At 60.9% G+C, this 26,452-nt stretch carries 27 protein-coding genes; 5 read left to right on the top strand and 22 right to left on the bottom strand.

Features of this window, described 5'->3' with window-relative positions; genetic code table 11:
- Positions 1-95 precede the first annotated feature (95 nt).
- The 6 genes from EGM97_RS07105 to EGM97_RS07080 all read right to left on the bottom strand — a co-directional run bounded on the left by EGM97_RS07105 (position 96) and on the right by EGM97_RS07080 (position 5,502).
- Complete coding sequence (locus tag EGM97_RS07105) at positions 96-1,538, bottom strand: aminotransferase-like domain-containing protein (protein WP_238962714.1); 1,443 nt, start codon at positions 1,536-1,538, stop codon at positions 96-98.
- 197 nt (positions 1,539-1,735) lie between these two features.
- The gene (locus EGM97_RS07100) at positions 1,736-2,545 is read right to left on the bottom strand and encodes an OmpA family protein (RefSeq protein WP_238962715.1); all 810 of its coding nucleotides are present in this window, start codon (positions 2,543-2,545) and stop codon (positions 1,736-1,738) included.
- The gene (locus EGM97_RS07095) at positions 2,542-2,901 is read right to left on the bottom strand and encodes a DUF4398 domain-containing protein (protein WP_238962716.1); all 360 of its coding nucleotides are present in this window, start codon (positions 2,899-2,901) and stop codon (positions 2,542-2,544) included. The genes EGM97_RS07100 and EGM97_RS07095 overlap by 4 nt, the downstream gene beginning before the upstream one ends.
- A 9-nt stretch (positions 2,902-2,910) precedes the next feature.
- Complete coding sequence (locus EGM97_RS07090; RefSeq protein WP_238962717.1) at positions 2,911-3,735, bottom strand: substrate-binding periplasmic protein; 825 nt, start codon at positions 3,733-3,735, stop codon at positions 2,911-2,913.
- Positions 3,736-3,820: 85 nt separating this feature from the next.
- Complete coding sequence (locus tag EGM97_RS07085; protein WP_238962718.1) at positions 3,821-4,750, bottom strand: electron transfer flavoprotein subunit alpha/FixB family protein; 930 nt, start codon at positions 4,748-4,750, stop codon at positions 3,821-3,823.
- A gap of 2 nt (positions 4,751-4,752) precedes the next feature.
- The gene (locus EGM97_RS07080) at positions 4,753-5,502 is read right to left on the bottom strand and encodes an electron transfer flavoprotein subunit beta/FixA family protein (protein ID WP_238962719.1); all 750 of its coding nucleotides are present in this window, start codon (positions 5,500-5,502) and stop codon (positions 4,753-4,755) included.
- Between the two features lie 544 nt (positions 5,503-6,046).
- On the opposite strand from EGM97_RS07080, the gene EGM97_RS07075 reads away from it, so the two are divergent.
- Positions 6,047-7,711: an electron transfer flavoprotein-ubiquinone oxidoreductase gene (locus EGM97_RS07075; RefSeq protein ID WP_238962720.1), complete on the top strand. Its 1,665-nt coding sequence runs from the start codon at positions 6,047-6,049 to the stop codon at positions 7,709-7,711.
- A gap of 87 nt (positions 7,712-7,798) precedes the next feature.
- Here the strand turns inward: EGM97_RS07075 and EGM97_RS07070 are convergent, their stop codons facing one another.
- Complete coding sequence (locus tag EGM97_RS07070) at positions 7,799-8,689, bottom strand: AraC family transcriptional regulator (RefSeq protein WP_238962721.1); 891 nt, start codon at positions 8,687-8,689, stop codon at positions 7,799-7,801.
- Positions 8,690-8,868: 179 nt separating this feature from the next.
- On the opposite strand from EGM97_RS07070, the gene EGM97_RS07065 reads away from it, so the two are divergent.
- Entirely contained in the window at positions 8,869-9,921 is a 1,053-nt protein-coding gene (locus tag EGM97_RS07065; protein WP_238962722.1) for an NAD(P)-dependent alcohol dehydrogenase, read from the top strand.
- A gap of 82 nt (positions 9,922-10,003) precedes the next feature.
- Here the strand turns inward: EGM97_RS07065 and EGM97_RS07060 are convergent, their stop codons facing one another.
- From EGM97_RS07060 to EGM97_RS07040, 5 genes are all read right to left on the bottom strand, one after another.
- Positions 10,004-10,807 carry an IclR family transcriptional regulator gene (locus tag EGM97_RS07060; RefSeq protein ID WP_053150246.1) on the bottom strand — a complete coding sequence of 268 codons (804 nt, stop codon included), beginning with the start codon at positions 10,805-10,807 and terminating at the stop codon, positions 10,004-10,006.
- A gap of 59 nt (positions 10,808-10,866) precedes the next feature.
- A complete protein-coding gene (locus EGM97_RS07055) occupies positions 10,867-12,177 on the bottom strand; it encodes an MFS transporter (protein ID WP_238962723.1) in 1,311 nt (436 codons plus the stop codon).
- Between the two features lie 187 nt (positions 12,178-12,364).
- Positions 12,365-13,513, bottom strand: a complete 1,149-nt coding sequence (dgoD, locus tag EGM97_RS07050) for a galactonate dehydratase (RefSeq protein WP_238962724.1) — start codon at positions 13,511-13,513, stop codon at positions 12,365-12,367.
- Positions 13,514-13,560: 47 nt separating this feature from the next.
- On the bottom strand, positions 13,561-14,181 hold the full coding sequence (locus EGM97_RS07045) for a 2-dehydro-3-deoxy-6-phosphogalactonate aldolase (RefSeq protein ID WP_238962725.1): 621 nt from the start codon (positions 14,179-14,181) through the stop codon (positions 13,561-13,563).
- Between the two features lie 19 nt (positions 14,182-14,200).
- Entirely contained in the window at positions 14,201-15,172 is a 972-nt protein-coding gene (locus tag EGM97_RS07040; RefSeq protein ID WP_238962726.1) for a 2-dehydro-3-deoxygalactonokinase, read from the bottom strand.
- Positions 15,173-15,358: 186 nt separating this feature from the next.
- Between EGM97_RS07040 and EGM97_RS07035 the strand changes: the two genes are divergently transcribed.
- Positions 15,359-15,991, top strand: a complete 633-nt coding sequence (locus EGM97_RS07035) for a glutathione S-transferase family protein (RefSeq protein WP_238962727.1) — start codon at positions 15,359-15,361, stop codon at positions 15,989-15,991.
- 5 nt (positions 15,992-15,996) lie between these two features.
- Here EGM97_RS07035 and EGM97_RS07030 read toward each other — a convergent pair whose 3' ends face one another.
- The gene (locus tag EGM97_RS07030; RefSeq protein WP_238962728.1) at positions 15,997-16,479 is read right to left on the bottom strand and encodes a GNAT family N-acetyltransferase; all 483 of its coding nucleotides are present in this window, start codon (positions 16,477-16,479) and stop codon (positions 15,997-15,999) included.
- A gap of 187 nt (positions 16,480-16,666) precedes the next feature.
- Here EGM97_RS07030 and EGM97_RS07025 point away from each other — a divergent pair, with 187 nt between their 5' ends.
- Both EGM97_RS07025 and EGM97_RS07020 read left to right on the top strand, forming a co-directional pair.
- Positions 16,667-17,011 carry a hypothetical protein gene (locus tag EGM97_RS07025; RefSeq protein WP_238962729.1) on the top strand — a complete coding sequence of 115 codons (345 nt, stop codon included), beginning with the start codon at positions 16,667-16,669 and terminating at the stop codon, positions 17,009-17,011.
- A 31-nt stretch (positions 17,012-17,042) separates the two neighbouring features.
- Positions 17,043-17,423 (top strand): Rho termination factor N-terminal domain-containing protein, encoded by a 381-nt coding sequence (locus EGM97_RS07020; RefSeq protein WP_238962730.1) that lies wholly within the window; start codon positions 17,043-17,045, stop codon positions 17,421-17,423.
- Positions 17,424-17,561: 138 nt separating this feature from the next.
- Here the strand turns inward: EGM97_RS07020 and araH are convergent, their stop codons facing one another.
- The 9 genes from araH to EGM97_RS06975 all read right to left on the bottom strand — a co-directional run bounded on the left by araH (position 17,562) and on the right by EGM97_RS06975 (position 26,372).
- Complete coding sequence (gene araH, locus EGM97_RS07015; protein WP_053150214.1) at positions 17,562-18,530, bottom strand: L-arabinose ABC transporter permease AraH; 969 nt, start codon at positions 18,528-18,530, stop codon at positions 17,562-17,564.
- Positions 18,531-18,539: 9 nt separating this feature from the next.
- Positions 18,540-20,084 carry an L-arabinose ABC transporter ATP-binding protein AraG gene (gene araG, locus EGM97_RS07010; RefSeq protein ID WP_238962731.1) on the bottom strand — a complete coding sequence of 515 codons (1,545 nt, stop codon included), beginning with the start codon at positions 20,082-20,084 and terminating at the stop codon, positions 18,540-18,542.
- A gap of 99 nt (positions 20,085-20,183) precedes the next feature.
- Positions 20,184-21,188 carry a substrate-binding domain-containing protein gene (locus EGM97_RS07005; protein ID WP_053150209.1) on the bottom strand — a complete coding sequence of 335 codons (1,005 nt, stop codon included), beginning with the start codon at positions 21,186-21,188 and terminating at the stop codon, positions 20,184-20,186.
- Between the two features lie 171 nt (positions 21,189-21,359).
- Positions 21,360-22,178, bottom strand: a complete 819-nt coding sequence (locus EGM97_RS07000; protein WP_238962732.1) for an SDR family oxidoreductase — start codon at positions 22,176-22,178, stop codon at positions 21,360-21,362.
- A gap of 113 nt (positions 22,179-22,291) precedes the next feature.
- Positions 22,292-23,167 carry an SMP-30/gluconolactonase/LRE family protein gene (locus EGM97_RS06995; RefSeq protein ID WP_238962733.1) on the bottom strand — a complete coding sequence of 292 codons (876 nt, stop codon included), beginning with the start codon at positions 23,165-23,167 and terminating at the stop codon, positions 22,292-22,294.
- A complete protein-coding gene (locus tag EGM97_RS06990) occupies positions 23,164-23,910 on the bottom strand; it encodes a FadR/GntR family transcriptional regulator (protein WP_238962734.1) in 747 nt (248 codons plus the stop codon). The genes EGM97_RS06995 and EGM97_RS06990 overlap by 4 nt, the downstream gene beginning before the upstream one ends.
- A gap of 179 nt (positions 23,911-24,089) precedes the next feature.
- A complete protein-coding gene (locus tag EGM97_RS06985) occupies positions 24,090-24,650 on the bottom strand; it encodes a DUF1285 domain-containing protein (protein WP_238962735.1) in 561 nt (186 codons plus the stop codon).
- Between the two features lie 15 nt (positions 24,651-24,665).
- Positions 24,666-25,271 carry a DUF4823 domain-containing protein gene (locus EGM97_RS06980; protein WP_238962736.1) on the bottom strand — a complete coding sequence of 202 codons (606 nt, stop codon included), beginning with the start codon at positions 25,269-25,271 and terminating at the stop codon, positions 24,666-24,668.
- Between the two features lie 132 nt (positions 25,272-25,403).
- Positions 25,404-26,372: a GTP 3',8-cyclase MoaA gene (locus EGM97_RS06975; protein WP_238962737.1), complete on the bottom strand. Its 969-nt coding sequence runs from the start codon at positions 26,370-26,372 to the stop codon at positions 25,404-25,406.
- Positions 26,373-26,452: the final 80 nt, after the last annotated feature.

Below are 26,452 nucleotides of genomic sequence, written 5' to 3'. Positions count from 1 at the left end.
CAGTTACGACAGAGAACCACATGCTCGCCCGATATCAGGGCGCTGACAAGCACATCAACTCAATACGCTGATCCTTGAAGGATTCGGTATAAAGCCTAAAAGAAACCACCGGCCGTTTCCTGGCACAACTGCGTGGCGAGCAGCCCCAGCGTCATCAAGGCCCGTTCCGCCTCGCGATTCCAGGGTATGCCACAGTTCAGGCGGATGCAGTGGTTGAACTGCTCGGTGTTACTGAAGATCAACCCCGGCGCAATGCTGATGCCTTGCTGCAACGCCCGGACATGCAGTTCCTGGGTATTGACCCGCCCCGGCAGGCTGACCCACAGAATGAACCCTCCGGTGGGACGGCTCATCTGCGTGCCCTCGGGAAAATGCTGCTGCACCGCCAACTGGAAGGCGCTGAGATTCTTGCGGTATTCCTGGCGGATGTAGCGCAGGTGGCGGTCATAACCGCCGTTTTCCAGATAAGCAGCAATCCCCATCTGCGTGACGCTGCAGGCCGAGTGGGTACTGAAGGTCTGAAGCCGCTGGATCTCCTGCTGGAACTTCCCGGCAATCATCCAACCGATGCGTACGCCCGGCGACAGCGTCTTGGAAAAACTCGAACAGTAGATGACCCGGTCCAGCCGGTCGTAAGCCTTGAGCGCCTTGGTACGCCCCTGTTCGAACATCAATTCGCCATAGATGTCATCCTCGACGATCTGGATGTCGAAGTCCGACGCCAGGCGCAGCAGGTGTTTCTGCCGCTCTTCAGGCATGGTACCGCCAAGGGGATTGCTCAAGCGGGTGGTCAGCACCAGCGCTTTGATCGACCACTGGTTGGCCGCCAGTTGAAGGGCTTCCAGACTCATGCCAGTCACCGGGTCGCTGGGAATCTCGATGACCTTGAGGCCCAGCAGATCCGCCAGTTGCAACAAGCCATAGTAGGTGGGTGATTCGGCGGCGATCAGATCCCCTGGCCGGGTCAGGACCCGCAGGGACATTTGCAGCGCATCGACACAGCCGTGGGTAATCACCACTTCAGAGGGGTCGACCACCACACCGGCATCGCGCATGCGGATTGCCACCTGACGACGCAACGGCTCGAAGCCCGGGCTGAACATGTAGCTGAACGCCCGAGGACTGTGGAAGCGTGTGACCTTGGCCAGCTGTTGATGCAGCGCCCGTACCGGCAGGTAGTCGACGCTGGGTACCGCCGCCCCCAGCGGAAACACCCCTTCGCGCCGCGATTCGACCAGCACCTGCTGAATGATACTGCTGCGGGTCACCAGCCCCGGACGCTCCACCCGAGCGATGTCCGGGGTCGACGCCGTGAGCGCGGGCGTCTGGTGCACGTAATAGCCTGATTGTGGGCGCGCCCGGATCAATCCCTGGTCTTCAAGATTGGCATAAGCCTGTAGCACCGTCGCATGGCTGACGTTGAGCTGCGAGCTCATCTTGCGCACCGAAGGCACGCGTTCACCGGGCTGGTAGACACCCCGGCGGATGTCTTCAGCCAGTTGCTGTGCAATACGTTGATAGAGCAAGAGATTGGTCATGGCGCAGCACTCGATTTCACGGGCGTTTTATTCTTATGAGCAACGATACCGGAACAGTTTAGAAGTGTACTGGGACAGTTGCCAGATTACTCGACAGTACAGTGGAGTGACAGCCCCAACTGTTCTCATGGTGCGATCCAAAGGCTCAAAAAAACCCGGCGCCATTGCAGGGGCCGGGTTTTCCAGTGACGCCATCCTCAGCGGGTGGCGCCGAGCTGGCCCTTTTCGTCGGAGAACACGATCTCTACGCGGCGGTTTTGCGCCCGGCCACGCTCGGTGGCGTTGACATCCACCGGGAATTGATCGCCGTAGCCTTCAACCTGGATGCGTTTTTCATCGATACCCAGGTCCACCAACACGTCCGCCACCGCCTGTGCGCGGTCACGCGATAACTTCAGATTCTCCTGCTTGCCGCCGGTGCTGTCGGTATAGCCTTCGATGCGCACCACGCGCTTGGGGTTAAGCTGCAGGAACTGCACGATCTTGAGCACGAGCCGGTTGGCCGAACTCTTGAGTTCAGCTTCGCCAGTGTCGAACAGGACGTCACCGAGCGTCATCACCAGGCCGCGATCGGTCTGGGTCGTCGCCATTTCCTTGATCTGCTCTTCCAGCCATTTGCCTTGCTGCTGGACGCTGAGCAGCTTGGATTCGCGCAAGGCCAATTGCAGGCGCTGGCGTTCCAGCTCGAGTTTCGTCGCGCGTTCCTCGTTGAGCACCTGATTGCTGTGCTCCCGGGCAATTTCACTGTAGCGCTGGCTGAGGTAAGCGTAATGCAGCACATCTTCGCCAGTGCCCCAGTACGTGGACAGCCGGTCGGCACGGGCCAGTGATTCACCGGCACGTATCACGTCCTTGGGCGCGGCACGCAACACGTTGGAGTCTTCCTTGACCTTCTGGAAGTCGTCGCTGGCTTTTTCCAGCGCTGCCTCGCTGCGTTGCCCCGCACAGCCATACAAACTGGCCAACCCCAGCAGGACCAGACCGCCAACGATACGGGAGTGCTTCATTGGGCATCCTCCCTCAGCTGTTTACGCAAGCGTGCGATGCGGGTTTCGAGCACGCTCAATTGCTCCTGGCTCTTGAGCGTCAGCACCTTCGCTTCGGCCAGTCGGGCATCCAGCTCGGCCTGCTCGGCACGCATGCGGGCCTTTTTGTACGATTCGTCGGCCATGTTGCTCTTGGCCCTGGCGAACTTTTCTTCGGCCAGTTTCAGTTCGGGCACTTCGTCGGCGGTGGCTCCCACCGCCCGGGCTTGTTCCAGTGCCTGTTCGGTCAGGCGGATCTGTTCATTCGGCGCCGGATCGGCTGCGCAGCCCGCCAGAGCCAGAACGGCCAGGGCAGCGAAAAGAGGTCGAATAGTCACTAATGTTCCCTACTGTTTTGGGGCACTGACAGGTGGCTGTGACTGCATGTTCCAACGCTCTAGATTGCGCTGCAACACAGCCTCCGTCAGGCCGGACGCGGCCAATTCTGTCATCTTTTGCGCCAGCTGTCCGCGTAACCATGGCTCATTGCAGGCGGAGTTATGGGAAACCGCGAGGAACAGACCCGGTTTGTCCACCGGTTGCGCTGCGGCCTGTAGATCGTTCGCCATGCCCAGTGTCTGCGCCATCGCCAGGCCCGAATAGCGGCCCGCCAGGGCATATTCCACCTCTCCCAGCAGCAGTTTCTGAAAGGCCTGGGTCAAGTTGGCGGTACGGGTCAGGGACAATTGCTCCTCCGCAAAAGTGCTGAATCCCTGGGTCATCCGAGCTTTTTCCGACAACGCACCGGGATGTCCGTGAAGGTCCTCCGGGCGATTGACGACCAGCGTCGAATCCTCGCGGGTCCAGACCAGGTAGTCGTTTTCCAGCAAGGGCGGATGAACGTAGTCCAGGGAATCAAGCCCGGTCGGGGTCAGCGGAGCGTCGGTGAGCAGGTCCATGCGCCCGCTGCGCACCTCCTCCAGCGCCTGGGCACGCTTGCCCGCGTAGAGCAATTCGACCTTGATGCCCAACTCGCCTGCCACTTGTGTCAGCAGGTCGGCACCGGCGCCGATCAAGTGCTTGGGATCCTGGGGGTCTTGCCAGAGGTAGGGAGGCGCATCCGGACTGCCGGTGGCGATCAGTCGCTCGCACTTGCCGGCGGCGACAGACACCAAGGGCAGGCATGCCAGTACCCATGACAACGACCAGCCGGCCAAATAGCGAAGCTCCATGGCGATACGCTCCCTTGAAAGTGGACAGTGCAAGAATAAAAAACCCGGCCAAAAGGCCGGGCTCTTTATAAGTGAAGATGCCGGATCAGACCAGCTTCTCCAACTCGGGAACAGCTTCGAACAGGTCCGCTACCAGGCCGTAATCGGCCACTTGGAAAATCGGCGCCTCTTCGTCCTTGTTGATCGCAACGATCACCTTGGAGTCTTTCATACCGGCCAGGTGCTGGATCGCGCCGGAGATACCAACGGCGATGTACAGCTGTGGCGCAACGATCTTGCCGGTCTGGCCGACCTGCATGTCGTTGGGCACGAAACCTGCGTCGACCGCCGCGCGGGAAGCGCCGACAGCAGCGCCCAGCTTGTCGGCCAAGGCGTACAGGTGTTTGAAGTTGTCGCCGTTCTGCATGCCGCGGCCGCCGGAAACGACGATCTTGGCAGCGGTCAGTTCAGGACGATCGGACTTGGCCAGTTCTTCGTTGACGAAGCTGGAGATGCCCGCGTCATGGGCAGCGCCTACGGCCTCAACGGTAGCCGAGCCACCTTCGGCGGCAACCGGGTCGAAACCGGTGGCACGCACGGTGATGACCTTGACCGAAGCGGTCGACTGCACGGTCGCGATGGCGTTACCCGCGTAGATCGGACGCTTGAAGGTGTCGGCGCTTTCCACCGAGATGATCTCGGAGATCTGGTCGACGTCCAGCGCAGCGGCAACACGTGGCAGGATGTTCTTACCGTTGGATGTGGCAGCAGCCAGGATGTGGCTGTAGCCCTTTCCGAGCTCGGCAACCAGCGGCGCAACGTTTTCCGGCAACTGGTGCGCGTAGGCGGCGTTGTCAGCGGACAGCACTTTGGCCACGCCAGCGATTTTCGCGGCCGCTTCGGCAACGGCGCCAGCGCCCTGCCCGGCCACCAGCACGTGGATGTCGCCACCGATCTTGGCAGCGGCAGCAACGGTGTTCAGCGTGGCTGGAGCCAGCGCCTTGTTATCGTGTTCGGCGATTACGAGGATAGTCATGATCAGATCACCTTCGCTTCGTTTTTCAGTTTCTCGACCAGTTCAGCCACCGACTTGACCTTGACACCCGCGCTGCGTGCAGCCGGCGCTTCGACTTTCAGGGTCTTGTTGGTGGAAGCGGTGGAAACGCCCAAAGCGTCAGGCGTCAGCACTTCAAGCGGCTTCTTCTTGGCTTTCATGATGTTTGGCAGGGACGCGTAGCGCGGCTCGTTCAAACGCAGGTCGGTGGTGACGATGGCCGGCAGTTTCAGGGAAACGGTCTGCGCACCGCCGTCGATTTCGCGGGTCACGGCAACGCTGTCGCCGGACACTTCGACTTTCGATGCGAAGGTACCCTGACCGTAGCCGCTCAATGCAGCGAGCATCTGGCCGGTCTGGTTGTTGTCGCTGTCGATGGCCTGCTTGCCGAGGATCACCAGTTGTGGCTGCTCCTTGTCCACGACGGCCTTGAGCTGCTTGGCCACGGCCAGGGAGGTCAGCTCTTCGGCGGATTCGACGAGGATGGCGCGATCGGCACCCAGCGCCAGCGCGGTGCGCAGTTGCTCCTGGGCAGTGGTCGGACCGATGGAGACAACGACGATCTCAGTCGCCACGCCTTTTTCCTTCAGGCGTACGGCTTCTTCTACGGCGATTTCGCAGAAAGGGTTCATCGACATCTTGACGTTGGCGAGGTCGACGCCGGAGTTGTCCGCCTTGACGCGAACCTTGACGTTATAGTCGACCACTCGTTTGACAGCTACAAGAACCTTCATGGATTCCTCGTTACTCTCCGGTGAATAGAAAGTCGCCTAGGCGAACCTGGCGGTTGATGCTCATGGGCGCAAGGGCACCTCTAAAAACGCCGGCATGAACCACACATGACTTGCTCACGGGAGTGAAGACCGTTCGTCAGTGGTGACCGATGAGTCATTCATTATCGCGGCGTGTAAACTGCGCGTCCGAACCACGCGTTACGTCACTTTGTGCTGCCTTCGCCCTGTCTTTAGAGGTGCTCTTGGAACCAACAGTCAGCCTACGGCGAGCGCAAAACCGCCCGTATCTTGACCGGAACACCTATTCCGGTCAATACGGCAAAATAGCCAGTCATAAGCCGTACGTCAGTGATTTACCGGGCCTCCAGCGATTTCAAACAAACGTTTGTATTGGACCCTGAGAGTGGTGTAGATATAATGCGCCCCCAAGAGAGAAACGCGGGTCATCCATTGTCGCTTTCGTCGCTGCGGTGAAGGAAACAATGGATGCAACGCCAAACCTCCAATTAGAAAAAACCGCTGAGCCTTGAGTAGGAGATAGCCTGTGGAACGCGAATACATGGAATTCGACGTGGTCATCGTCGGTGCCGGCCCCGCTGGCCTGTCTGCCGCTTGCCGACTGAAACAGAAGGCCACCGAAGCCGGTAAGGAAATCAGCGTCTGCGTGGTGGAAAAAGGCTCCGAAGTCGGTGCTCACATTCTCTCCGGTGCGGTGTTCGAGCCCCGCGCCTTGAACGAGCTGTTCCCGGACTGGAAAGAGCTGGGCGCGCCGCTGAATACGCCCGTCAAGCGCGATGACATTTATGTCCTGAGAAACGCCGACACGGCGAGCAAAATCCCTGACTTCTTCGTGCCCAAGACCATGCACAACGAAGGCAACTATATTATTTCCCTGGGCAATCTTTGCCGCTGGCTGGCCCAACAGGCCGAGAACCTGGGCGTGGAGATCTACCCCGGTTTTGCCGCCCAGGAGGCACTGTTCGACGAGAACGGCGTGGTGCGCGGGATTATCACCGGCGACCTGGGTGTCGACCGCGAAGGCCACCCGAAAGAAGGCCTGTACACCCCTGGCATGGAATTGCGCGCCAAGTACACGCTGTTCGCCGAAGGCTGCCGTGGCCACATCGGCAAGCAACTGATCAAACGCTTCAACCTGGACAGCGAAGCCGACGCCCAGCACTACGGCATCGGCCTGAAGGAAATCTGGGAAATCGACCCGGCCAAGCATCAGCCCGGCCTGGTGGTCCACACCGCCGGCTGGCCGCTGGACATCATGGGCACCGAGAACACCGGCGGCTCCTTCCTCTATCACCTGGAAAACAACCAGGTGGTGGTCGGCCTGATCGTCGACCTGTCCTACAGCAACACCTTCCTGTCGCCATTCGACGAGTTCCAGCGCCTCAAGCACCACCCGGTGCTCAAGCAGTACCTGGAAGGCGGCAAGCGCGTCAGCTACGGCGCCCGCGCCATCTGCAAGGGTGGCCTCAATTCGCTGCCGAAGATGGTGTTCAAGGGCGGCGCGCTGATCGGCTGCGACCTCGGCACCCTGAACTTCGCCAAGATCAAGGGCAGCCACACCGCCATGAAGTCCGGCATGCTCGCCGCCGACGCCGTGGCCGACGCGCTGTTCGCCGGCTCCGAAGGGACCGACGAACTGACCACCTACGTCGACGCGTTCAAGGCCAGCTGGCTCTATGAAGAGCTGTTCGCCAGCCGCAACTTCGGCGCGGCGATCCACAAGTACGGCGCGATCATCGGCGGCGGCTTCAACTGGCTCGACCAGAACATCTTCGGCGGCAAGCTGCCGTTCACCCTGCACGACAACAAGCCCGACTATGCGTGCCTGAAACTGGCGGCCGATTGCAAGAAGATCGACTACCCGAAACCGGACGGCAAGCTCAGCTTCGACAAACTCAGCTCGGTGTTCATCTCCGGTACCAACCATGAAGAAGAACAGCCCTGCCACCTGAAGCTGACCGACCCGAGCATCCCGCTCAGCAAGAACCTGCCGCTGTACGACGAACCAGCCCAGCGCTACTGCCCGGCCGGGGTCTATGAAGTGGTCACCCAGGAAGACGGCGAGAAGCGCTTCCAGATCAACGCCCAGAACTGCGTGCACTGCAAGACCTGCGACATCAAGGATCCGGCACAGAACATCACCTGGGTAACGCCGGAAGGCGCCGGTGGACCGACTTACCCGAACATGTAAGCCGATTCACTGAACAACGAGGCTCCCGCAATGGGGGCCTTTTTGTTGCGTGCGGTTCCTACAACCCCACAAAGGATCTTCAGCGGATCAAGCCGCGCGCTCCTCCCCTGGGCTACGCTCGAAATAACGCTTGTACTCCCGACTGAACTGCGACGAGCTCTGATACCCCACCTGATGTGCCACCTGCGCCACGCCCAGCCCTTCGACGAGCAACAACCGTTGCGCCTTCAGCAGACGCAAACGCTTGAGGTACTGCACCGGCGAGAGCAACGTGCTGCGCTTGAAATGCTCATGAAACGTCGAAGCGCTCATGTTGGCGCAACTGGCCAATGTCTCGACGTTCAACGGCTCGGTGAAATGCGCATGCAGATGACTCAGGGCCGCGGCAATCCGGGCGAATTGCCCATGCTGCTCCACCAACGCCCGCAATACGTCAGCCTGGGGTCCGCGCAAGGCAACGAACAGCAACTCCCGCAGCCGCGCCTGGCCCATGACCTGGCACTCCAACGGATCATGCAAGCACTGCAACAGACGTTCGACACAACCACGCATGGCGTCATCGAGCTCGGCGCTGGTCATGGACTCCGGCGTCTGGGCTGCCAGGCTTCGCCCCGGCGTCAACCCCATGGTCAGCACCAGCTCTCCCAACATCGCCCGATCGATCGCAACGGAAATCCCGAGCAGCGGAGCATCGGGCATGGCATAGGTTTCGCATTCGAACGGCACCGGCAACGCCTGGATCAGGTAATGCCCCGCGCCGTACTCCAACGTGCGAGGCCCCAGGTACGCCAGTTTGCTGCCCTGGGCGATGATGACCAGGCTCGGTTCGTAGAGCTGCGGACCACGGGCGATATCCTGGCTGCACCGCAGCACTTGTACGCCAGGCAATCGCGTAGGGATGAAACCGTCACGGTTCGCCAAGGGTTCGATCAGCGAAACCAGCGCCGCGTTGGCATCGAGATGGCGGGTCAACAACATGGGAAAGACTTCACGGCAAAAGGGATGGGAACATCATCGCAGGTCTGGCACTCCATAGGATCAATCCACGGCCAAGGTCGGAGGATTAGGCATGACACCCGTAGGAATCGCCATCGCCCCATGTCGCCACGACTACCAGAATAGACCGCCTCACTGTTCACTGCTAAGCGAGGTTCATTATGTACACCGCCATCGGATACGCCGCCCAATCGCCCACCGCGCCCCTCGCCCCCATGAAGTTTGAACGGCGCAGCCCGCAGGCCGACGACGTGGCAATCGACATTCTCTACTGCGGCGTCTGTCACTCCGATATCCACCAGGCCCGCAACGAATGGGGCATCGCTGTTTACCCGCTGATGCCCGGTCACGAAATCGTCGGCAAGGTTACCGCCGTCGGTGCGAATGTTACGCGCTACAAGGTTGGCGACCTGGTGGGCGTCGGCTGCATGGTCGACTCCTGCCGCCAATGCGATGCCTGTCGCGCCGACCTGGAACAATTCTGTTTAGAGGGCATGACCCAGACCTATGCCAGCCCGGACCGTGTCAGCGGCGGGCACACCATGGGCGGTTACTCCAACAGCATCGTGGTCAGGGAGCACTTCGTGCTGCGCATCCCGGCCGCGCTCGACCCGGCCAGCGCCGCACCGATTCTCTGTGCCGGCATCACCACCTACTCGCCCCTCAAGCACTTTGGCGTAAAAGCCGGCGACAAGGTCGGCGTGTTGGGCATGGGCGGACTGGGCCACATGGGCATCAAGTTCGCCAAGGCCATGGGCGCGGAAGTGACGTTGTTTACCCGCTCGGCCAGCAAGGCCGAAGAAGCCCGTCGCCAGGGCGCCGACCATGTGATCGTGTCCACGGACGCCGAACAGATGACCGCCGCGGCCGGTCGGTTCAACTTCCTGCTGGACACCATTCCGGTGCAGCACGACCTCAACCCGTACCTGAGCACCCTGCGGTTCGACGGTGTGCACATCCTGGTGGGGCTGGTCGAGCCGATCGATCCGCCGGTCCATGCGGCCAATCTGATCATGGGCCGTCGGGTTCTGGCCGGCTCGTTGATTGGCGGAATCGCCGAAACCCAGGAAGTGCTGGATTTCTGCGCCGAACATAACATCAGCTGCGACATCGAGATGCTCGACATCCGTCAGATCAATGAAGCCTATAGCCGCATGATCGCCGGCGACGTCAAATACCGCTTCGTCATCGACATGGCGACCCTCAAGGCCTGACGCAGCGGCCTGTATGGTTGATTCGTGTACTCAAGTTCTGGCGCCGAAGTCGAATGCATGAATTAGCCACACAGGCCACTCATCAGACCTTCGCGCCCAACTCCGCCGACAGCCGGGCTGTGACCCCTTTGACCAGGGGAATCAGCTCGGCCATTTTTTCCAGCGGCATGTAAGGCACGGTGCTGGCAATGCTGATACCCGCGACGATGCGCTTGCCCGCATCGCGGATCGGCGCCGCCACGCAGCGAATCGACGGTTCGTTGTCTTCCAGGTCGAACGCGTAGCCTCCCGCCACATATTCGCGCATCCGCTGCTGGAACTGCTCCCAGGATTGCTCTTGATGCTGCGGCCAGAACTGATTCTTCCCTGCCGCCGGCTGGCTGATTTCAAACAACCTTTGCCACTGCTCCTCGGTGTCGTCCAGCATCAGCGCCTTGCCGATCCCCGTGCGCGCCAACGGCATGCGATGACCTACGCGCGAACGCATCTCCGGACCGTAGCGGCCCGGATTTTTCAACAGGTACAAGACCTCGTCGCCCTCGCGAATCGCCAGATGCACCGTGTCGCCGGTCAGCGCCGACAGCTCATCCAGATATGGCCCCGCCAGGTTGACCAGCGGCAACTCTTCGCGCGCCTGGAAACCCAGCTCGATCAACTTGGGCCCCAACAGGTAGCCCACTTGCGGCACCACGCGCAGGTAACGTTCGTCTACCAGGCAACTGGCCAGGCGATGTGTGGTGCTGCGGGTGGTGCCGATCAGCCGGGCGATCTCCTTCAAGTCCCGGGCACCGCTGGCAACCGCCTGGACCACACCCAGGCCGCGCAGCAATGTCTGGGTGCCTGTAGGCGCTGCGTCCTTGGTGATTTTTGGATCGTCTTGCTGCATATCCGGCCTTCAACAGTGATCGGGGAACGGGCGGCATTATGGTCGCCCGCCTCGTCTGACTACAACTCGATGCGCTCGACCTTCCCCACCAGCAAGATGTAAGACAGCGCACCTGCCAATGCCAGTACAGCGATATAGGTGATGGCCGGGGCAAACGAATCGCCGTTGGCCAGGAAACCAATCACAATCGGCGTGGCAATGGCGGCGAGATTCCCGATGAAGTTGAACACCCCACCCGTCAGCCCGAGCAGACGCGCCGGCGCCAAGGTGGACACCAACGACCAGGTGATCGAAGCCAGCCCATTACCAAAGAACGCCAGCGCCAGGAAGGCGATCACCAGCGGTGTCGATTCGACAAAATTGGCACCGATGATCGACGTGGAGATCAGCAACCCGCCAATGATCGGCAGCTTGCGTGCAAAACCTACGCTGGTACCGCGACGGATCAGCCAGTCGGAAAAGAAGCCGGAACACAGCACGCCGACGAACGCCGCGAGAAATGGCAGCGACGCCAGCAGACCGGACTTGATGAAATCCATACCGCGATATTTCACCAGGTAGGTGGGGAACCAGGTCAGGAAAAACCACAGCGTGGAGTTCAGGCAGAACTGGCCCAGGTAAATGCCCCACAATTTGCGCTGGGACAGGACGATGCCCAAATCGCTCCAGCTGAATTTCACCTTGACCTTGGCCGTGTCGGCCTGGATATCCACTAACCCGCCACCTTCGCGGATCAGTTCGATTTCGCCCGCGTTGGCCCCTTTGAAATCACGGGGTTCGCGGTACACCGCGTACCAGATCACCGCCCAGAGAATGCCCACCGCGCCGGTTGCCACGAACACCATGTGCCAGCCGAACGCATGCTGCAGCCAGGCCAGTACGGGCGTCAGGAATGCCAGACCGACAAACTGCCCGGAGGTGTAGAAACCTATGGCCGTGGCCCGTTCGCGCTCAGGAAACCAGGTGGTGACTACGCGACTGTTGATCGGATAAGCCGGCGCTTCCAGCGCACCGACCGCCATACGCAACACGAACAATGCGATGAAACTGGCGGCAAAACCCAGCATCACCGTCGCCACCGACCACAGCAGCAGCGCGGCACTGTAGAGAATGCGCGGTGGCACCCGGTCCACCAGCCAGCCGCCGGGAATCTGCATGGCCGCATAGGTCCAGCCGAACGCCGAGAAGATCAGCCCGACATGAATCGGATCGATCCCCAGGTCACTGGTCAGCGCGGGGGCGGCGATGGACAGGTTGCTGCGGTCCAGGTAGTTGATCACCACCGTGATGAACAGCAGGACCATGATGAAAAAACGCTTGCGGCTGGGCGTCACCAACGACGCCTGCGCGCTCAGGGTGTGCGCTTGCATGTGAGGTGCCTCTTTTTATGTTTATTGAGGGGGCGGGCGCTTTGCTGGAGATCTCCCGGCTTGTGGAGATCAATTTGTGGGAGCGAGCCTGCTCGCGATGGTGTGTCAGTCACAGCTGAGTCAACTGACACGTCGCTATCGCGAGCAGGCTCGCTCCCACAAGAGGGCTGGGTGAGTCAGGCGTGATTCACCACTCCGCAAAACTGCCATCGGCATGCCGCCAGATCGGGTTGCGCCAGCGGTGGCCGACGGCGGCGCGCTCGATGACGTACTCCTCGTTGATCTCGATGCCCAGGCCCGGGCCATTGGGGATCTTCACGAAACCTTTTTCGTAATCAAACACCCGCGCATCCTTGACGTAATCCAGCAGGTCGTTGCTCTCGTTGTAGTGAATGCCCAGGCTCTGCTCCTGGATGAAGGCGTTGTAGCAGGCCGCGTCCAGTTGCAGGCAGGCCGCCAGCGCGATGGGGCCCAGCGGGCAATGCAGCGCCAGAGCCACGTCGTAGGCTTCGGCCATGTTGGCGATCTTGCGGGTTTCGGTGATGCCGCCGGCGTGGGATGCGTCCGGCTGGATGATGTCCACGTAGCCTTCGCTGAGCACACGCTTGAAATCCCAGCGGGAGAACAAGCGCTCGCCCAAGGCGATCGGCGTGCTGGTCAGCGGCGCCAGCTCCTTGAGGGATTCGTAGTTTTCGCTGAGCACCGGCTCTTCGATGAACATCAGCTTGAAGGGGTCGAGTTCTTTCATCAGCACCTTGGCCATGGGCTTATGAACCCGGCCGTGGAAGTCCACGCCGATGCCGACGTTCGGTCCCACCGCATCGCGCACTGCCGCAACGTTGGCGAGGGCCAGGTCGACTTTTTCAAAGGTGTCGAGGAATTGCAGCTCTTCGGTGCCGTTCATCTTCACGGCGGTGAACCCGCGCCCTACCGCCTCTTTCGCGGCACGGGCGGTGTCGGCCGGACGGTCGCCGCCGATCCACGAATAGACGCGGATCTTGTCGCGCACCTGGCCGCCGAGCAAATCGCTGACCGACACGCCCAGTGCCTTGCCCTTGATGTCCCACAACGCCTGGTCGATACCGGCCAGGGCGCTCATGTGCACCGCCCCGCCCCGGTAGAAGCCGCCGCGATACAACACGGTCCAGATATCCTCGATGTTGCGTGGGTCTTTGCCGATCAGGTAGTCGGACAATTCCTCGACGGCAGCCGCCACCGTATGGGCACGACCTTCGACCACGGGCTCGCCCCAACCGGTGACGCCTTCGTCGGTTTCGACCTTGAGGAAACACCAGCGCGGAGGAACGATGAAGGTGGTCAGTTTGGTGATTTTCATCTTCTTGTCTCTCTTATTGGATGCAGCGCCGAGCGCCGGAAAATTCTTCAGTTCAGGGCCTTCCACGCGGCCACGTAAGCCTTGGCGCGTACCGTCACCTCGTCAGCCGTCAGGCCCGGCTTGAACAAACCGGAACCGAGACCGAAGCCCTTGACCCCGGCCTGGACGAACGCCGCCATGTTGTCCGGCGTGATCCCGCCCACCGGCACCAGCACGGTCCCGGCCGGCAACACCGCAAGCCAGGCCTTGACCACCGCCGGGCCCATTTGCTCAGCGGGAAACATCTTCAACACATGGGCACCTTCGGCCAGCGCGGCAAAGGCTTCGGTCGGCGTGGCGACGCCCGGGGACAGGTACAACCCCGCCGCTTTCGCCGCCCGCAAGACTTTCGGATCGCTGTGCGGCATGACGATCACCTGGCCGCCAGCGGCCTTGACCTGCTCCACCTGCTCCGGCGTGAGCACGGTGCCAGCACCGATCAGGCAATCAGCGGGCAAGGTACTGCGCAGGATGCGGATACTTTCGTACGGCTCGGGGGAATTGAGCGGTACTTCGATGACGCGAAATCCGGCGCTGTAGAGGACTTCGCCGATGGCGGCGGCCTCTTCGGGACGCAAACCGCGAAGGATCGCGATCAGCCCGTTTTGCGCCAGTGCTTGTGTGAGCATGTCAGACCTCCAGTCAAGTTCAGCAATCGAGCAGCCCGGCCGCCAGGGCCAGTTGCCACAAACCACGTTCGGTGGCCTGTTCGGCCAGGGTCACCCGGGCAAAACCGCAGGCGTCGAGGGCCCGTTGATAGCGGGCGCAGAGTTGTGAATTGCCGATCAACACCACGGCGGGCAGATGAACACTGTTACGTCGTTGACGTTGCACCGCTGCCAGCGCCGTCAGCTCATGGCCGATCAACAGGCCGGAGAGATAGTCCGCCTGGGCGCTTGCGCCGAGTTCACCGGTGAGCCCCAGGCTGCGGGCGCTGAACACGGTGGACAACGGACCGGCCTGACCGTCGGGAGACAACGCCACTTGCACACCACGATCGAAGGCCTGGCCGTCGAACGCCGCGCCACGCTGTTGAGTGCGCCCGAGAATGCTGTGGTCACTGAGAACGGCAAAGATCTCGCCGGTCATGAAGGTATCGAAATGCACGATGCAGCCGTCTGCCACCTCCACCCATTTCGAATGACTGCCGGGCAGGCCGATCAGTACGGCTTCGTTCGGCAGGCTGTGCAGCGCGCCAAGCACCTGGGTTTCTTCACCGCGCATGACATTGGGCAACCGCGAACGCTGGATCACGCCGGGCACGATGTGCACATCGACACCGCGAAGGCTGCGAACGGTTTGCAGGGAATGTCCAAGGTTGGCGACGTTGGCAGGCGTGTCGCAGTAAGGCGCTTCGCGCCATCCCTGGGCACTGCCGACCATGCCGCAGGCAATGACAGGCAGGTCCGGCTGTGCGTCCAGCCAGTCGCCACACGCATCATCGAAGGCCAATTCGAATCCGTCTGTGCAGACCTGCCCCGCCACGGTCCGCGGCCCCGAGGGCAACTGCATGATCCCCGACGACAGCGAACGCTGTTCGAGCACTTCGCCTCCGGCGGCGAGTTTATAAGCCCGTAGGGAGGTGGTCCCCCAATCGAGCGCGATCAATTGCGCCTGCATCCGCTTCACCTGTTCTGTTTATTGGCAGTGAGTGGAACGGACTATAAACCTTGGCACAGGAAAATCTCAATATATAAATATCACTCCCATATATTGGGATAAATTAAGATTAAATCCCATCGCCAACCGCCAGCGACCCTGTTAAGTTCCTGCCTGGATGCCTTCGCCACTCAGGGAGAAACGTTTATGGGCCAACTGCTGAAAATCCTCGGTCGCACTTCTTCGATCAACGTCAGAAAAGTGCTGTGGACCTGTCAGGAACTGGATATCCCCTACGAACGAGAGGACTGGGGAATCGGCTTCAATTCCACCCATGACCCGGCGTTCCTGGCCCTTAATCCCAACGCCCAGGTGCCGGTGATCATTGACGAGAACGGTGTGCTGTGGGAGTCGAACACCATCTGCCGCTATCTGGTCGGCAAACACGAGCGCAGCGATCTGCTGCCCACCGAGCCGGCTGCCCGGGCGCGCGTCGAGCAATGGATGGATTGGCAGGCGACGGAGCTCAACCCGTCATGGGGCTACGCGTTCCACGCCTTGGTGCGCAAGAATCCGGACTTCCAGGACCCGCAGCGCATTGCCGCCGGAGTCAAGGCCTGGAACGAGAAAATGGGTTTGCTTGAACAGCAACTCAGCCGGACCGGCGCCTACGTGGCCGGCACAGACTTTTCCCTGGCGGACGTGCTCATCGGCTTGTCCGTGCACCGCTGGCGCCAGACGCCCATGGAGCGTCCCGACTACCCGGCGGTGGCCGCCTATTGCAAACGACTCGAACAACGGCCGGGCTTTGCCGAATACGGCGGGGACGCTTATTCCTGAAGCCCTCAGTTGCCTTGGGCGAAATCCCGCAGCACCTTGCCGTCCATCCGGTAGCGCACCCATTCTTCCTGGGGTTGCGCGCCGAGGGATTTGTAGAACTCGATTGCCGGTGTGTTCCAGTCCAGCACACTCCATTCGAAACGACCGCAATCGTTGTCGCAGGCGATCTTGGCCAGGTGGCGCAGCAAGGTCTTGCCCGCTCCGCCACCGCGCTGCTCAGGCGTGATGTACAGGTCTTCGAGGTACAGGCAGTTGCTGCCCAGCCAAGTGGAATAACTGAAGAAAAACACAGCGAAACCGATCGGCACGCCATCGCGCAGGCAGATCAACCCGTGTGCGGTGGAGCCTTCGCTGAACAGACTGCGCTCGATGTCGGCCACACTGGCAACGACTTCGTGACGGGCTTTCTCGTAATCGGCCAGTTCGGTGATGAAGGCAAGGATTTGAGGCGCATCGCTGGGTTGCGCAGGACGGATCTCGATCGACATGAACGGGCCTTGTAGCCAATTGAAAGCGCCATACTAAGCCGCTATGCGGCGCTCGTCACATGCCAATCCATGGGAATGGCCGCAACAAGCTCATTTTCTGAAAGCGCCATTCGTCGATCCCGAGGCACCATCGTCATCCCCCCACGGCCCAAGATCAGGCAAGCATCTGAAAAATGGAGGCGACACCATGATCACTTCAAGGCTGACAGCGTTCACATTTGCCGCATTGCTTTCTTCGGTGGCCTTCGCGGCTTCCACTTCCGGTACCGGGCCAACCGATCCGGTGCAAGCGCCCAATTCCCCCGCCACCCAGGGCATGCCCAAGCTGAACACGGACGGCACCGGCGGCACCCTGAACAATGGCCAGCCACCCGCCACCGGCACCGATCCCCGTGTGCAGGGTAACGACATGGGTCGCCAGGGCGGCATGACCACGCCGGACTCTACCGCGCCTGATAACGCCGAGACCGGCGTGGGTTCGAAGACCACCACGGGCGGGTCGGGCTCAGAGGGTGGCGCTGCCAGCCAATAACCCCGGTCACATACTTGAGGAGGACCCGCCCATGCCTCGTGGAAGCAAAGACAAATACACCGCCGAGCAAAAGCGCAAGGCCGAGCACATCGAAGAGAGTTACGAGAAAAAAGGTGTGTCCGAGAACGAAGCCGAAGCGCGGGCCTGGGCGACCGTGAACAAACAGTCCGGCGGCGGCGAGCGCTCCGGCGGTTCGGGGAAGAAAAAGCCGGCCGCCGAGAAGAAAACCGATCGCAAGGAATCAGCCCGTCGCGCAGCCAAGACCCGCGAAGGCCATCCGCGTACCAGCAAGACCTCCCATGAGGCCCAGACGGTCGATAGCCTGATGAAGGAGGCGCGGGCAAAGAATATTCCCGGCCGCTCGAAGATGCGCAAGCAGGAACTGATCGAGGCCTTGCGCAAGGCCGCATGATCGCTGGCACCCGGGCGCCCCCTTCGCGAGCAGGCTCGCTCCCACAGTGGATCAGCGCTGCAACTCAGTTTCGCAGTGGCACAAGACCCTGTGGGAGCGAGCCTGCTCGCGATGAGGCCCGCCCGATCGACGCAGGCTTCAGCGCTGTTTCATCCGGTCAATGACCACCGCCAGCAGCAGGATCGAGCCACGGATGACGTACTGGTAGAAGGTGTCGATGTTTTTCAGGTTCATCGCGTTCTCGATGATCGCCAGGATCAGCACCCCGGCAATGACATGGCGGATCATGCCAATACCACCGCTCAACGACACACCGCCCAGCACGCAGGCCGAAATCACCGTCAGTTCGAAGCCCTGGCCGATCATCGGTTGGCCCGAAGTCATGCGCGATGCCAGGATCACACCCGCCAGCGCACCGATTACGCCATGCACGGCAAAGATGATGATCTTGGTGCGATCAACGTTCACCCCCGCCAGCAGTGCCGCTTCCTGGTTGCCCCCGATGGCCATGGTGTTGCGCCCGTAGGTGGTGTAGTTCAGCAACCAGCCAAAGAACAGGAAGCAGACGATGGTGATCAGGATAGGCACCGGCACACCGAACAACTGGCCGTTGCCATAGACAAAGAACGACTCCTGGGAGATGCCCACCGCTTTACCGTTGGCGAAGATGTAAGCCAGGCCCCTGACGATCTGCATGGTCGCCAGCGTCGTAATCAGCGCGTTGACCCGCAGCTTGGCGATGACGATGCCGTTGATCAGGCCGACGATCAGCCCCATCACCAGCGCTGCACTGATCCCCAGGAAGACGCTGTTGGTGTCACGCATTACCACCGCCGCGACCACACCAGCACAGGCGATCACCGAGCCGACCGACAGGTCGAAGTGACCGGACGCCAGGCAATACAACATGGTGCAGGCCGCAATGCCGGTGGTGGAGATCGCCAGCCCCAGGCCTCGCATGTTCAGCGGCGACAAAAAGTTATCGATCATCAGCGTGCAGAGCACGAAGACCCCGATAGCCGCCAGCAGCATGGCCCAGTCGTCCAGAAAACGCCGCATGTCCAGGGGTTTGCGTGCCGTCGGCAGTGCATTGTTTTGAATGGTCATGATTACCTCTCAGTTCGCCGCGTCGGCAACGCGTTGGCGTGGCAGCGCCAGTTGCAGCAGGTTGGATTCATTGGCCTGGTCACGCGGCAGTTCGCCACGCATGGCCCCTTCGCAGAGCACCAGGATTCGGTCGGAAATGCCCATTACTTCCATCAGGTCGCTGGACACCACGATCACGGCAATGCCCTCGGCCGCCAGGTTGTGGATGATCTGATAGATCTCGGCCTTGGCGCCGATGTCGATGCCACGGGTCGGCTCGTCCAGCAGCAGAACCTTCATCGGCATCGACAGCCAGCGACCGAGGATCGCTTTTTGCTGATTACCGCCGGACAGGTACATGATTTTCTGCCCCGCCGTCGGGGTCTTCACCTTCAACGCCTTGATCTGTTTGTCGGCGTTGCCCCGTTCCCAGTCGCCGCGCAACAGGCAACCAAAAGTGGAATGGGCGCTGCGGGCGCTGATGTTGATGTTCTCGCCGACACTGGCCAGCGGCATGATGCCTTCCTTCTTGCGATCTTCCGGGCAGAGCAGCACGCCGGCGGCGATGGCATCCCGAGGTGAGCGCAGCTTCAGCTCCTCACCCTGCAGCAGCAATCGCCCATCGGTCTGACGCTCCAGGCCGCTGAGCAAGCGCAGCAGCTCGGTGCGCCCGGCCCCCACCAGCCCGAACAGCCCAAGGATCTCGCCTTTGTGCACCTGGAAACTGACCGGCTCGCGTAGCCCAGGACCGAGCAACCGATCCACCTGCAACGCGACCTCGCCGCGCTCGCGGGGGCGGTAGTCATAGATGTCCTCGATATCGCGGCCAACCATGCATGTCACTAACTGGTCATGGGTCAGTTCGCCCATGTCTTCGAAGGTCCGCACGTAGCGGCCATCCTTGAACACCGTCACCGCGTCGCAGATGCGAAACACTTCTTCCATGCGGTGGCTGACGTAAAGCACGACTTTGCCCTCGTCCCGCAGGCGCGCAATGATCGCCATCAGACGGTCGATTTCCCGTGCCGAAAGGCTGCTGGTGGGTTCGTCGAAAGCAATAACGTGGGCGCCCCGGGACAAGGCCTTGGCGATTTCCACCAACTGCCGCTGACCAAGGGACAGACGCCCGACTTTTTCCTGGGGGTCGATCTCATCGGCCAGGCCTTTGAGCAGCGCCAACGCCTGCTGGCGCAGCACGCCGCGATTGACCAGGCCGAAACGAGCCGGCAAATGCCCCAGGAACAGGTTTTCGGCGACGGTCATTTCCGGCACCAGGTGCAATTCCTGGTGGATCACTGCCACACCGCTGGCGATGCTGTCGGCGGTGCATTTGAAGGCCATCGTCTGCTCGCCGATCTGCAACTCGCCGCTGCTCGGGATATAGGCACCGCCGAGAATCTTCAACAACGTGGACTTGCCCGCGCCGTTCTCACCCATCAAGGCATGAACCTGTCCCGGATGGGCGACGAAACTGATATTGGCCAGCGCCTGCACACCGGGAAAGGATTTGCCGATCCCGTTGAACCGCAAGCTGCCGCCGATGCTGTATTGCTGTGTCGCTGTCTGCGCTTGCATAACCACCTCGAACTCACAGAGATCAAGCGGCGCCGCCTGCGTGGCCGTCCTGCAGACCGCAGAACGGACACCGGCACCGCTTTTTGAATCAACCGGCCATCAATTCCACAGACCGATCTTTTCCAGCTCCTGCTTGAAGTTCTCCCGGGTGATCAGCGTCACCTCGTCCATGGCGGTGTACTTTGGCGGTTCCTTGCCGGTGGTAACCCACTCGAACATCATCTCGGCAGTCTTGTAGCCTTCGATGTGCGGACTAGGCAGCATCGAGCCGAAGAAGCCGCTCTCGGGTTTCTTCAACTCGCCGATGGCGTCGGTGCCGTTGATGCCGATGCCGATCACGTTGGCTGCCTTGAAGCCGGCGGCTTCGGTGGCGCGCACGCCGCCCAGCACGGTGTTGTCGTTCATGCCGCCGATGATCAGGTTCTTCGCAGCGCTGGGCAGTTTCACCAACGCGGAGTTGGTGGAATCCATGCTGCCCGGTACGTCGAGCGTCTTGAGTGCCGAGTAGAGGATGTGGTCCTCCGGCATGCCGGCTTTCTTGAGGGCGTCGACCGAACCGTCGGTGCGTTTCTTGCCGGTGTCCAGTTCGTTGAAGGTGTTGATCACCGCGTAGGTGTCTTTCCAGTCCCAACCGCGTTTCTTCGCCTCAGCGGCCATGGCGGCCCCTTGCTTCTGGCCCACTTCGAATGCGGCCATGCCCAGGTACGGCACATCCTCCATGAACTTGCCGCTGGCATCGACGAAGCGGTCGTCCACCGCGATGACTTTCAAATCGTTGAGCTTGGCCTTGGCCATGATGGCCGGGCCCAGAGACACGTCCGGCGGGCAAATGACAAAACCCTTGGCGCCGTTGGCGGCAAGACTGTCGATGGCCGAGAGGGTCTTCTCGCCGTCAGGCACGGCGATCTTGATGACTTTGAAGCCCTTATCCTTGCCGGCTTTTTCAGCGAATGCCCATTCAGTCTGGAACCAGGGTTCCTCGGCCTGCTTGACCAGGAAACCGATTTTCACTTCCTCAGCCGCCAGCAGACTGCTGCTGAGGCTGAACGCGGTAACCGCCAGGGCGGCGCGGCACAGGGAACGAATCCCACGGCGATGATTCATAGCTGACTCCTTGTTTTTTTTATTGAAAGCCAAACGTCCGGTTTCTACTCCACCATCGGTGGTACTGCGCAGGCCGGGCGGTCAAGTCGTGTTGCTACAGCATAGATCCAAATAGTCATATCGTATGATGATTGGATGACAGGCACATTGATGCCTGCGACCCCGGACATTTCAGTCGTGATACATGACCGAACGCCCACCATCGAGGGTGATGCATGACGCGTTGATGAATGGAGCTTCGTCGCTGGCCAGGAACACGGCCGTCATCGCCACCTCGATCGGCTGGCCGATACGCCGTGGCGGGTGCAGGTCCATTGCTCGCTGGCGCTCGGCATGAGGGTCGGCGAAGCCGTTCCAGTAATCGATGTTCAGTTGGGTTTCGATATAGCCCGGCGCGATGGCATTCACGCGCAGGCCCTTGGGTGCGTATTCGATGCCCAGGGCGCGGGTCAGCCCCATCAAGCCGTGCTTGGCCACCGGGTAAGGGAAGCAACCGGGAATGATGTGGGACGAATGGGTCGAAGCGATGTTGATGATGCTGCCGGCGCCCTGCTCGATCATCTGTGGCAACACGGCCTTGCAGCCATACCAGGCGCCGTCCAGGTCGATGGCGAAGCAGCGTCGCCAATCTTCTTCGGTCATTTGCAGCGGGTCACGGAACACATTGACCCCGGCGCAGTTCACCAGCACATCAATGCGGCCATGCAGCTCCACGGCGCGACGGGCCATGGCGTGCAGGTCCTGCTGGTTCGATACATCGACTTTCAATGCCTGCACGTCGGCGCCGCGCTCACGCCAATGCGCGGCGACCTCCTCGACTTTTTCAGCCTGGATATCGCTGATCACCAGCCGAGCCTGCTGCGAGGCGAACGCAGCGACGATCGCCTCGCCAATGCCTTGGGCGGCGCCCGTCAGCAGCACGACCTTGTTCTTCAGTCGCTCGCCCTTCGGTGGCTCGGGCACCGGCGGCAAGGAAAGGGGTTCAGCCATGGAAACTTCACCTGCTTTGTTTTTTTTGTAAGTGCGTATCGCTGATGGGACCGACTATAAACCCGTCCGCCAAACAATCTCAATATATATATTTACATCCCATATTTTGGGATTTAACCCGCAAACCGTGTGCAGGCTACGCCCGGGATATCAACCCGCATGGACAGCACCGCACCGTCCAAGGGATGTCCCAGCGGGCTCGCCGCGCTGGTGATGTACAACGTCTTGAGATCCTCGCCACCGAACACACAACTGGTGGGGCGACTGACTGGCAGCTCGATGACCCGGTCGACATGGCCATCCGGACTCAACCGCAGCAGGCAGCTGCCATCCCAGCGGGCATTCCAGATATACCCCCGGGCGTCCATTGCCGAACCATCCGGGCCACCGCGCGAGTGAGGGCCGAACCAGACCTCGGCTGGCGCCAGGTTGCCATCGGGATGAATGAAGTGCCGGTACAACGTGCCGTCGAGGCTTTCACCGAAATACACCGTGGTCCCGTCGGGGGACCATAACAGCGTGTTGGGGATGCCAAGTCCGCGCAGTAATGGCATGACCCGGCCATCGCCACCCACGCGAAACAGGCCACCCGAGCGCCGCTCGATGGGCAGGTCTTCGCCATTTTCGCCAATGTTGTTCTGCATGGTGCCGAGCCAGAGCCGGCCCAACGCATCACAACGGGCTTCGTTGGCCCGATTGCCAGGCTGGGGGTCGGCCATGCACAGCAACGTTAACCGGGGCTCCAGGCCCGGCGATTCCAGGTCCAACCGGTAAACGCCACTGCTCAGCGTCACCAGGGCATCGCCGCTTTGCGTCGGGATGAACGCGGAGACGTGCTCGGGCATCTGCCAGATATCCACGTTGGCGCCGATCAACCGCAGCGCCTGCTTGCCCGCGATGTCAACCCAATACAACGCCTGGGTCGCCTCATCCCAGAACGGCCCCTCGCCCAGTTTCGCCCGGTGTTCCGTCACAGCCGTCCACATCATTGAATCCTCCTGTTTCCGGCTTGCCCGGTAGTGTCTGTACGACCGGCCATCAAGTCAGGGTAAAAGCGCTTGATAGCCAGGTCAGCGTTATCGATCAAGGTCATGCAGGCCCAGACACCCCGCGCAGCGTCACGGGCGGCGATGGCGTCGGCGATATCCTTGTGAATGGGTAAAGTGCGGCGCAGTTCATCCGGATCGGCCGCCGACACCTCGAACGACACCGCCAGCAACGCACCCAACGCCGGGACCATTTGCTCGATGAATTGATTGTGGCTGGCGGCAAGGATGCACTCGTGGAAATACTGGTCGGCGCGGTTGTAGTCGGCGTCGCTGTCCACGGCCCGCTCCAGCGCATGATAGGCCAGACGGATTGCCTCTATCTGTTCGGCGGTCGCCCGCTCGCAGGCCCAACGCACCGCCATGGGCTCGATGGTGCGACGCAAGTCGAGCAGGTCGTCGACAAAGTTCTCCGGCAGCCCGCTGCGCGATAGCCAACCGACGACCTGTGGATCGAACAGATTCCAGCGTCGCACCGGCAAGACCCGCGTACCGACTTTTGGCCCGACTTCCAGCATGCCCTTGGCCACCAGAGTCTTGATCGCCTCGCGGATGACCGTGCGGCTGACCCCCAGTTGTTCCCCCAGGTCCGCCTCGACCTTGATGGTCTGCCCAGGCTTGACCTGGCCGGCGGCGATCCAGCCACCCAGCCAATCGACGGTCGATGCATGAAAACTGCTGGACATGGAAACCCCGCGGACACTCTTTATGGGTGGCTCACGCTAATCATCATATGATTGGGTGTCAATGCGAATTTTTGCACGAGCACTGTGGGAGCGGGCTTGCCCGCGATAGCGGTGGCTCAGTCCATGTAGGTTTTGGCTGGCAGACCGCAATCGCGAGCAGGCTCGCTCCCACAGGGAAATCAGGGCTCCAGGCCGATCGGGAAGAACACCCCACCACTCCACACGCCCAACCATCTCTGCCCCTCGATCTCATGACTCACCGCCAGCTCCACCAACTGGTAGAACACATTGCGATGAATCAACGCTTCGAGGTTACTGCGCACATGCACATAGGGCGCGGGTTCCTGGGTCTGCGGATCGATCACCACTCGCAGCGGATGCTCGGGACCGGCCTCGGTGGTTTCATCGACGTTGGTCGTGAAGCGCAATACCTGTCCCGCTCCCTCGCCTTCGACTTCGAGGGTCACAGCTACGAACGGCGCATCGTCGACCCGGATGCCGACTTTTTCCACAGGGGTAATCAGAAAGTAATCATCGCCGTCGCGGCGGATGATGGTGGAGAACAGCTTGACCATCGGCTTGCGCCCGATAGGCGTGCCCAGGTAATACCAGGTGCCATCGCGGGCGATGCGCATGTCGATGTCGCCGCAGAAGTCGGGGTTCCACAAGTGGACCGGCGGCAGGCCTTTGGTCTTGGGGATCTGCCCCAACAGGTCATTGGCTTTTTGCGGTCCGCTCATGGTGATTCCTTATGTTTACTCGTCGCTCATCCCCAACAGGCTGCGGGCATATTCACGCAAGGGCGTGGCGATGAGGTCTTGTGGCTGTTTGTCGTGCAGCGTCAGCAAACCGCCGCGACTCTTGATACGTGCAGTATCGATCAAATACTGGGTGCTGGTCTCGATCAACATGATCTGAATCACGCTGGTGTCGACGCCCAGACGATCTACCGCCTCTTCATCGAGCCATTCATCCGTATTGCCAATACGGTTGTCAGCCTTGGCGAACCGGGTGTACAGCAGGTAATGCGCACCGGCGGCACGGGCTTCGCCCATGGCCTGGTCAAGTCCTTCGGGCACTCGGGCACGACGGACCATGGGGAAATACTCGATGAAACCATTGAAGGCTTCTTCGGCCACGACATTGGGACGTGGATAGGCACTGCCCGGCGGAGCGAAGGCGCCCTGGGCAATGTAGATGAACGAATCGGGCTGGATACGCAGGTTATTCACACGACGGCTGTCGCTGTGATCCAGCAGACCGGCGTCGCTCATGTGATAACGCACGCCCTCCCCCATGTCGCTGACATTCATGCAGCCACCAAGCGCCATGACGGCCAGCAGCAAAACCAGGCTACGCATCCTACCCTCCAGAAACCGGTGTCGGAAAACCGGCGAATGGCCGTTGAATGCAGCTTTTGCGCCAGCTCGATGTATGAGGGGTTGGTTAAATGTCTGTGGCGAGGGGATTTATCCCCTCGCCACAGGGAAGTATCAGCCGCCGATGATCTTCATGATGGTCGCTCCACCGGAGAACGCCACTTCCTGCTTGTCTCCCAGAGCCTTGACCAGCAGCCGCTGGATGGCCGGCAATGCCTGATGGCGAGGCTTGTCCAGCAGATCGCCAATGTAGTGGCGATTGCTCGACGACAAGCAACCATGCAACCAGCCCGTAGACGACAACCGCAGCCGTGAACAGGTGCGGCAGAACGGAACGCTCTCGTTGGCAATCACTCCGAAATACCCCATTCCCGGTATTTCATAACGCACCGCCGTGGCATCCACCGGCGCGTTGGCTTGCAGATACTCGTACCGGTCGCCAATCAGGCTCAACAACTGTTGAAGACTGACGAACTGCTGCAGAAAACCATTGGAGTCGCTGGCCAGGTGGCCCATGCGCATCAACTCGATGAAGCGCAGCTCATAACCCCGCTCAAGGCAGTAATCGAGCAGCGGCATCACCTGGTCCAGGTTCTGCCCGCGCAGCGGCACCATATTCACCTTGATCTTCATCCCCGCCGCGCGAGCCTGTTGCATGCCGTCGAGCACCGTCGCGAGGTCACCGCCACGAGCGATACCGCGAAATGCCGCGGGGTCCAGGGTATCGAGGGAAACGTTGAGGCGACGGATACCGGCTTGCACCAGCAGCGGCAGTTTCTTCGCCAACAGTTGGCCGTTGGTGGTCAGGCTGATGTCCTCCAGCCCCATCTGCCCCACTGCCGTCATGAAGTGCTCCAGCTTGGGACTGACCAGCGGCTCACCCCCGGTGATGCGTAGCCGCTCGATGCCGGCAGCTTCGATCAGGTAAGCCACGCCCCGAGCCATCGCTTCGGCCGACAGTTCATCCTGCGCAGCCACCAGTCGCTTACCGTCGGGTACGCAATAGGTACAGGCGTAGTTGCAGGCGGAAGTCAGGCTGACCCGCAAATTGCGAAAACGCCTGCCCTGACGATCAACGATCATGGATCACTCCGGCGGAAGAAGAATCGGACGAGCCGAAACTTGACCTAGAATTCAAGTTTTAGCAAGTCCCATGCCTGAGT

It is taken from the genome of Pseudomonas sp. AF32, from assembly GCF_022342325.2.
Lineage (GTDB): Bacteria > Pseudomonadota > Gammaproteobacteria > Pseudomonadales > Pseudomonadaceae > Aquipseudomonas > Aquipseudomonas uvaldensis.
Note: the sequence above shows the minus strand (reverse complement) of the source record. Positions and strands in the feature narration are given on the sequence as shown.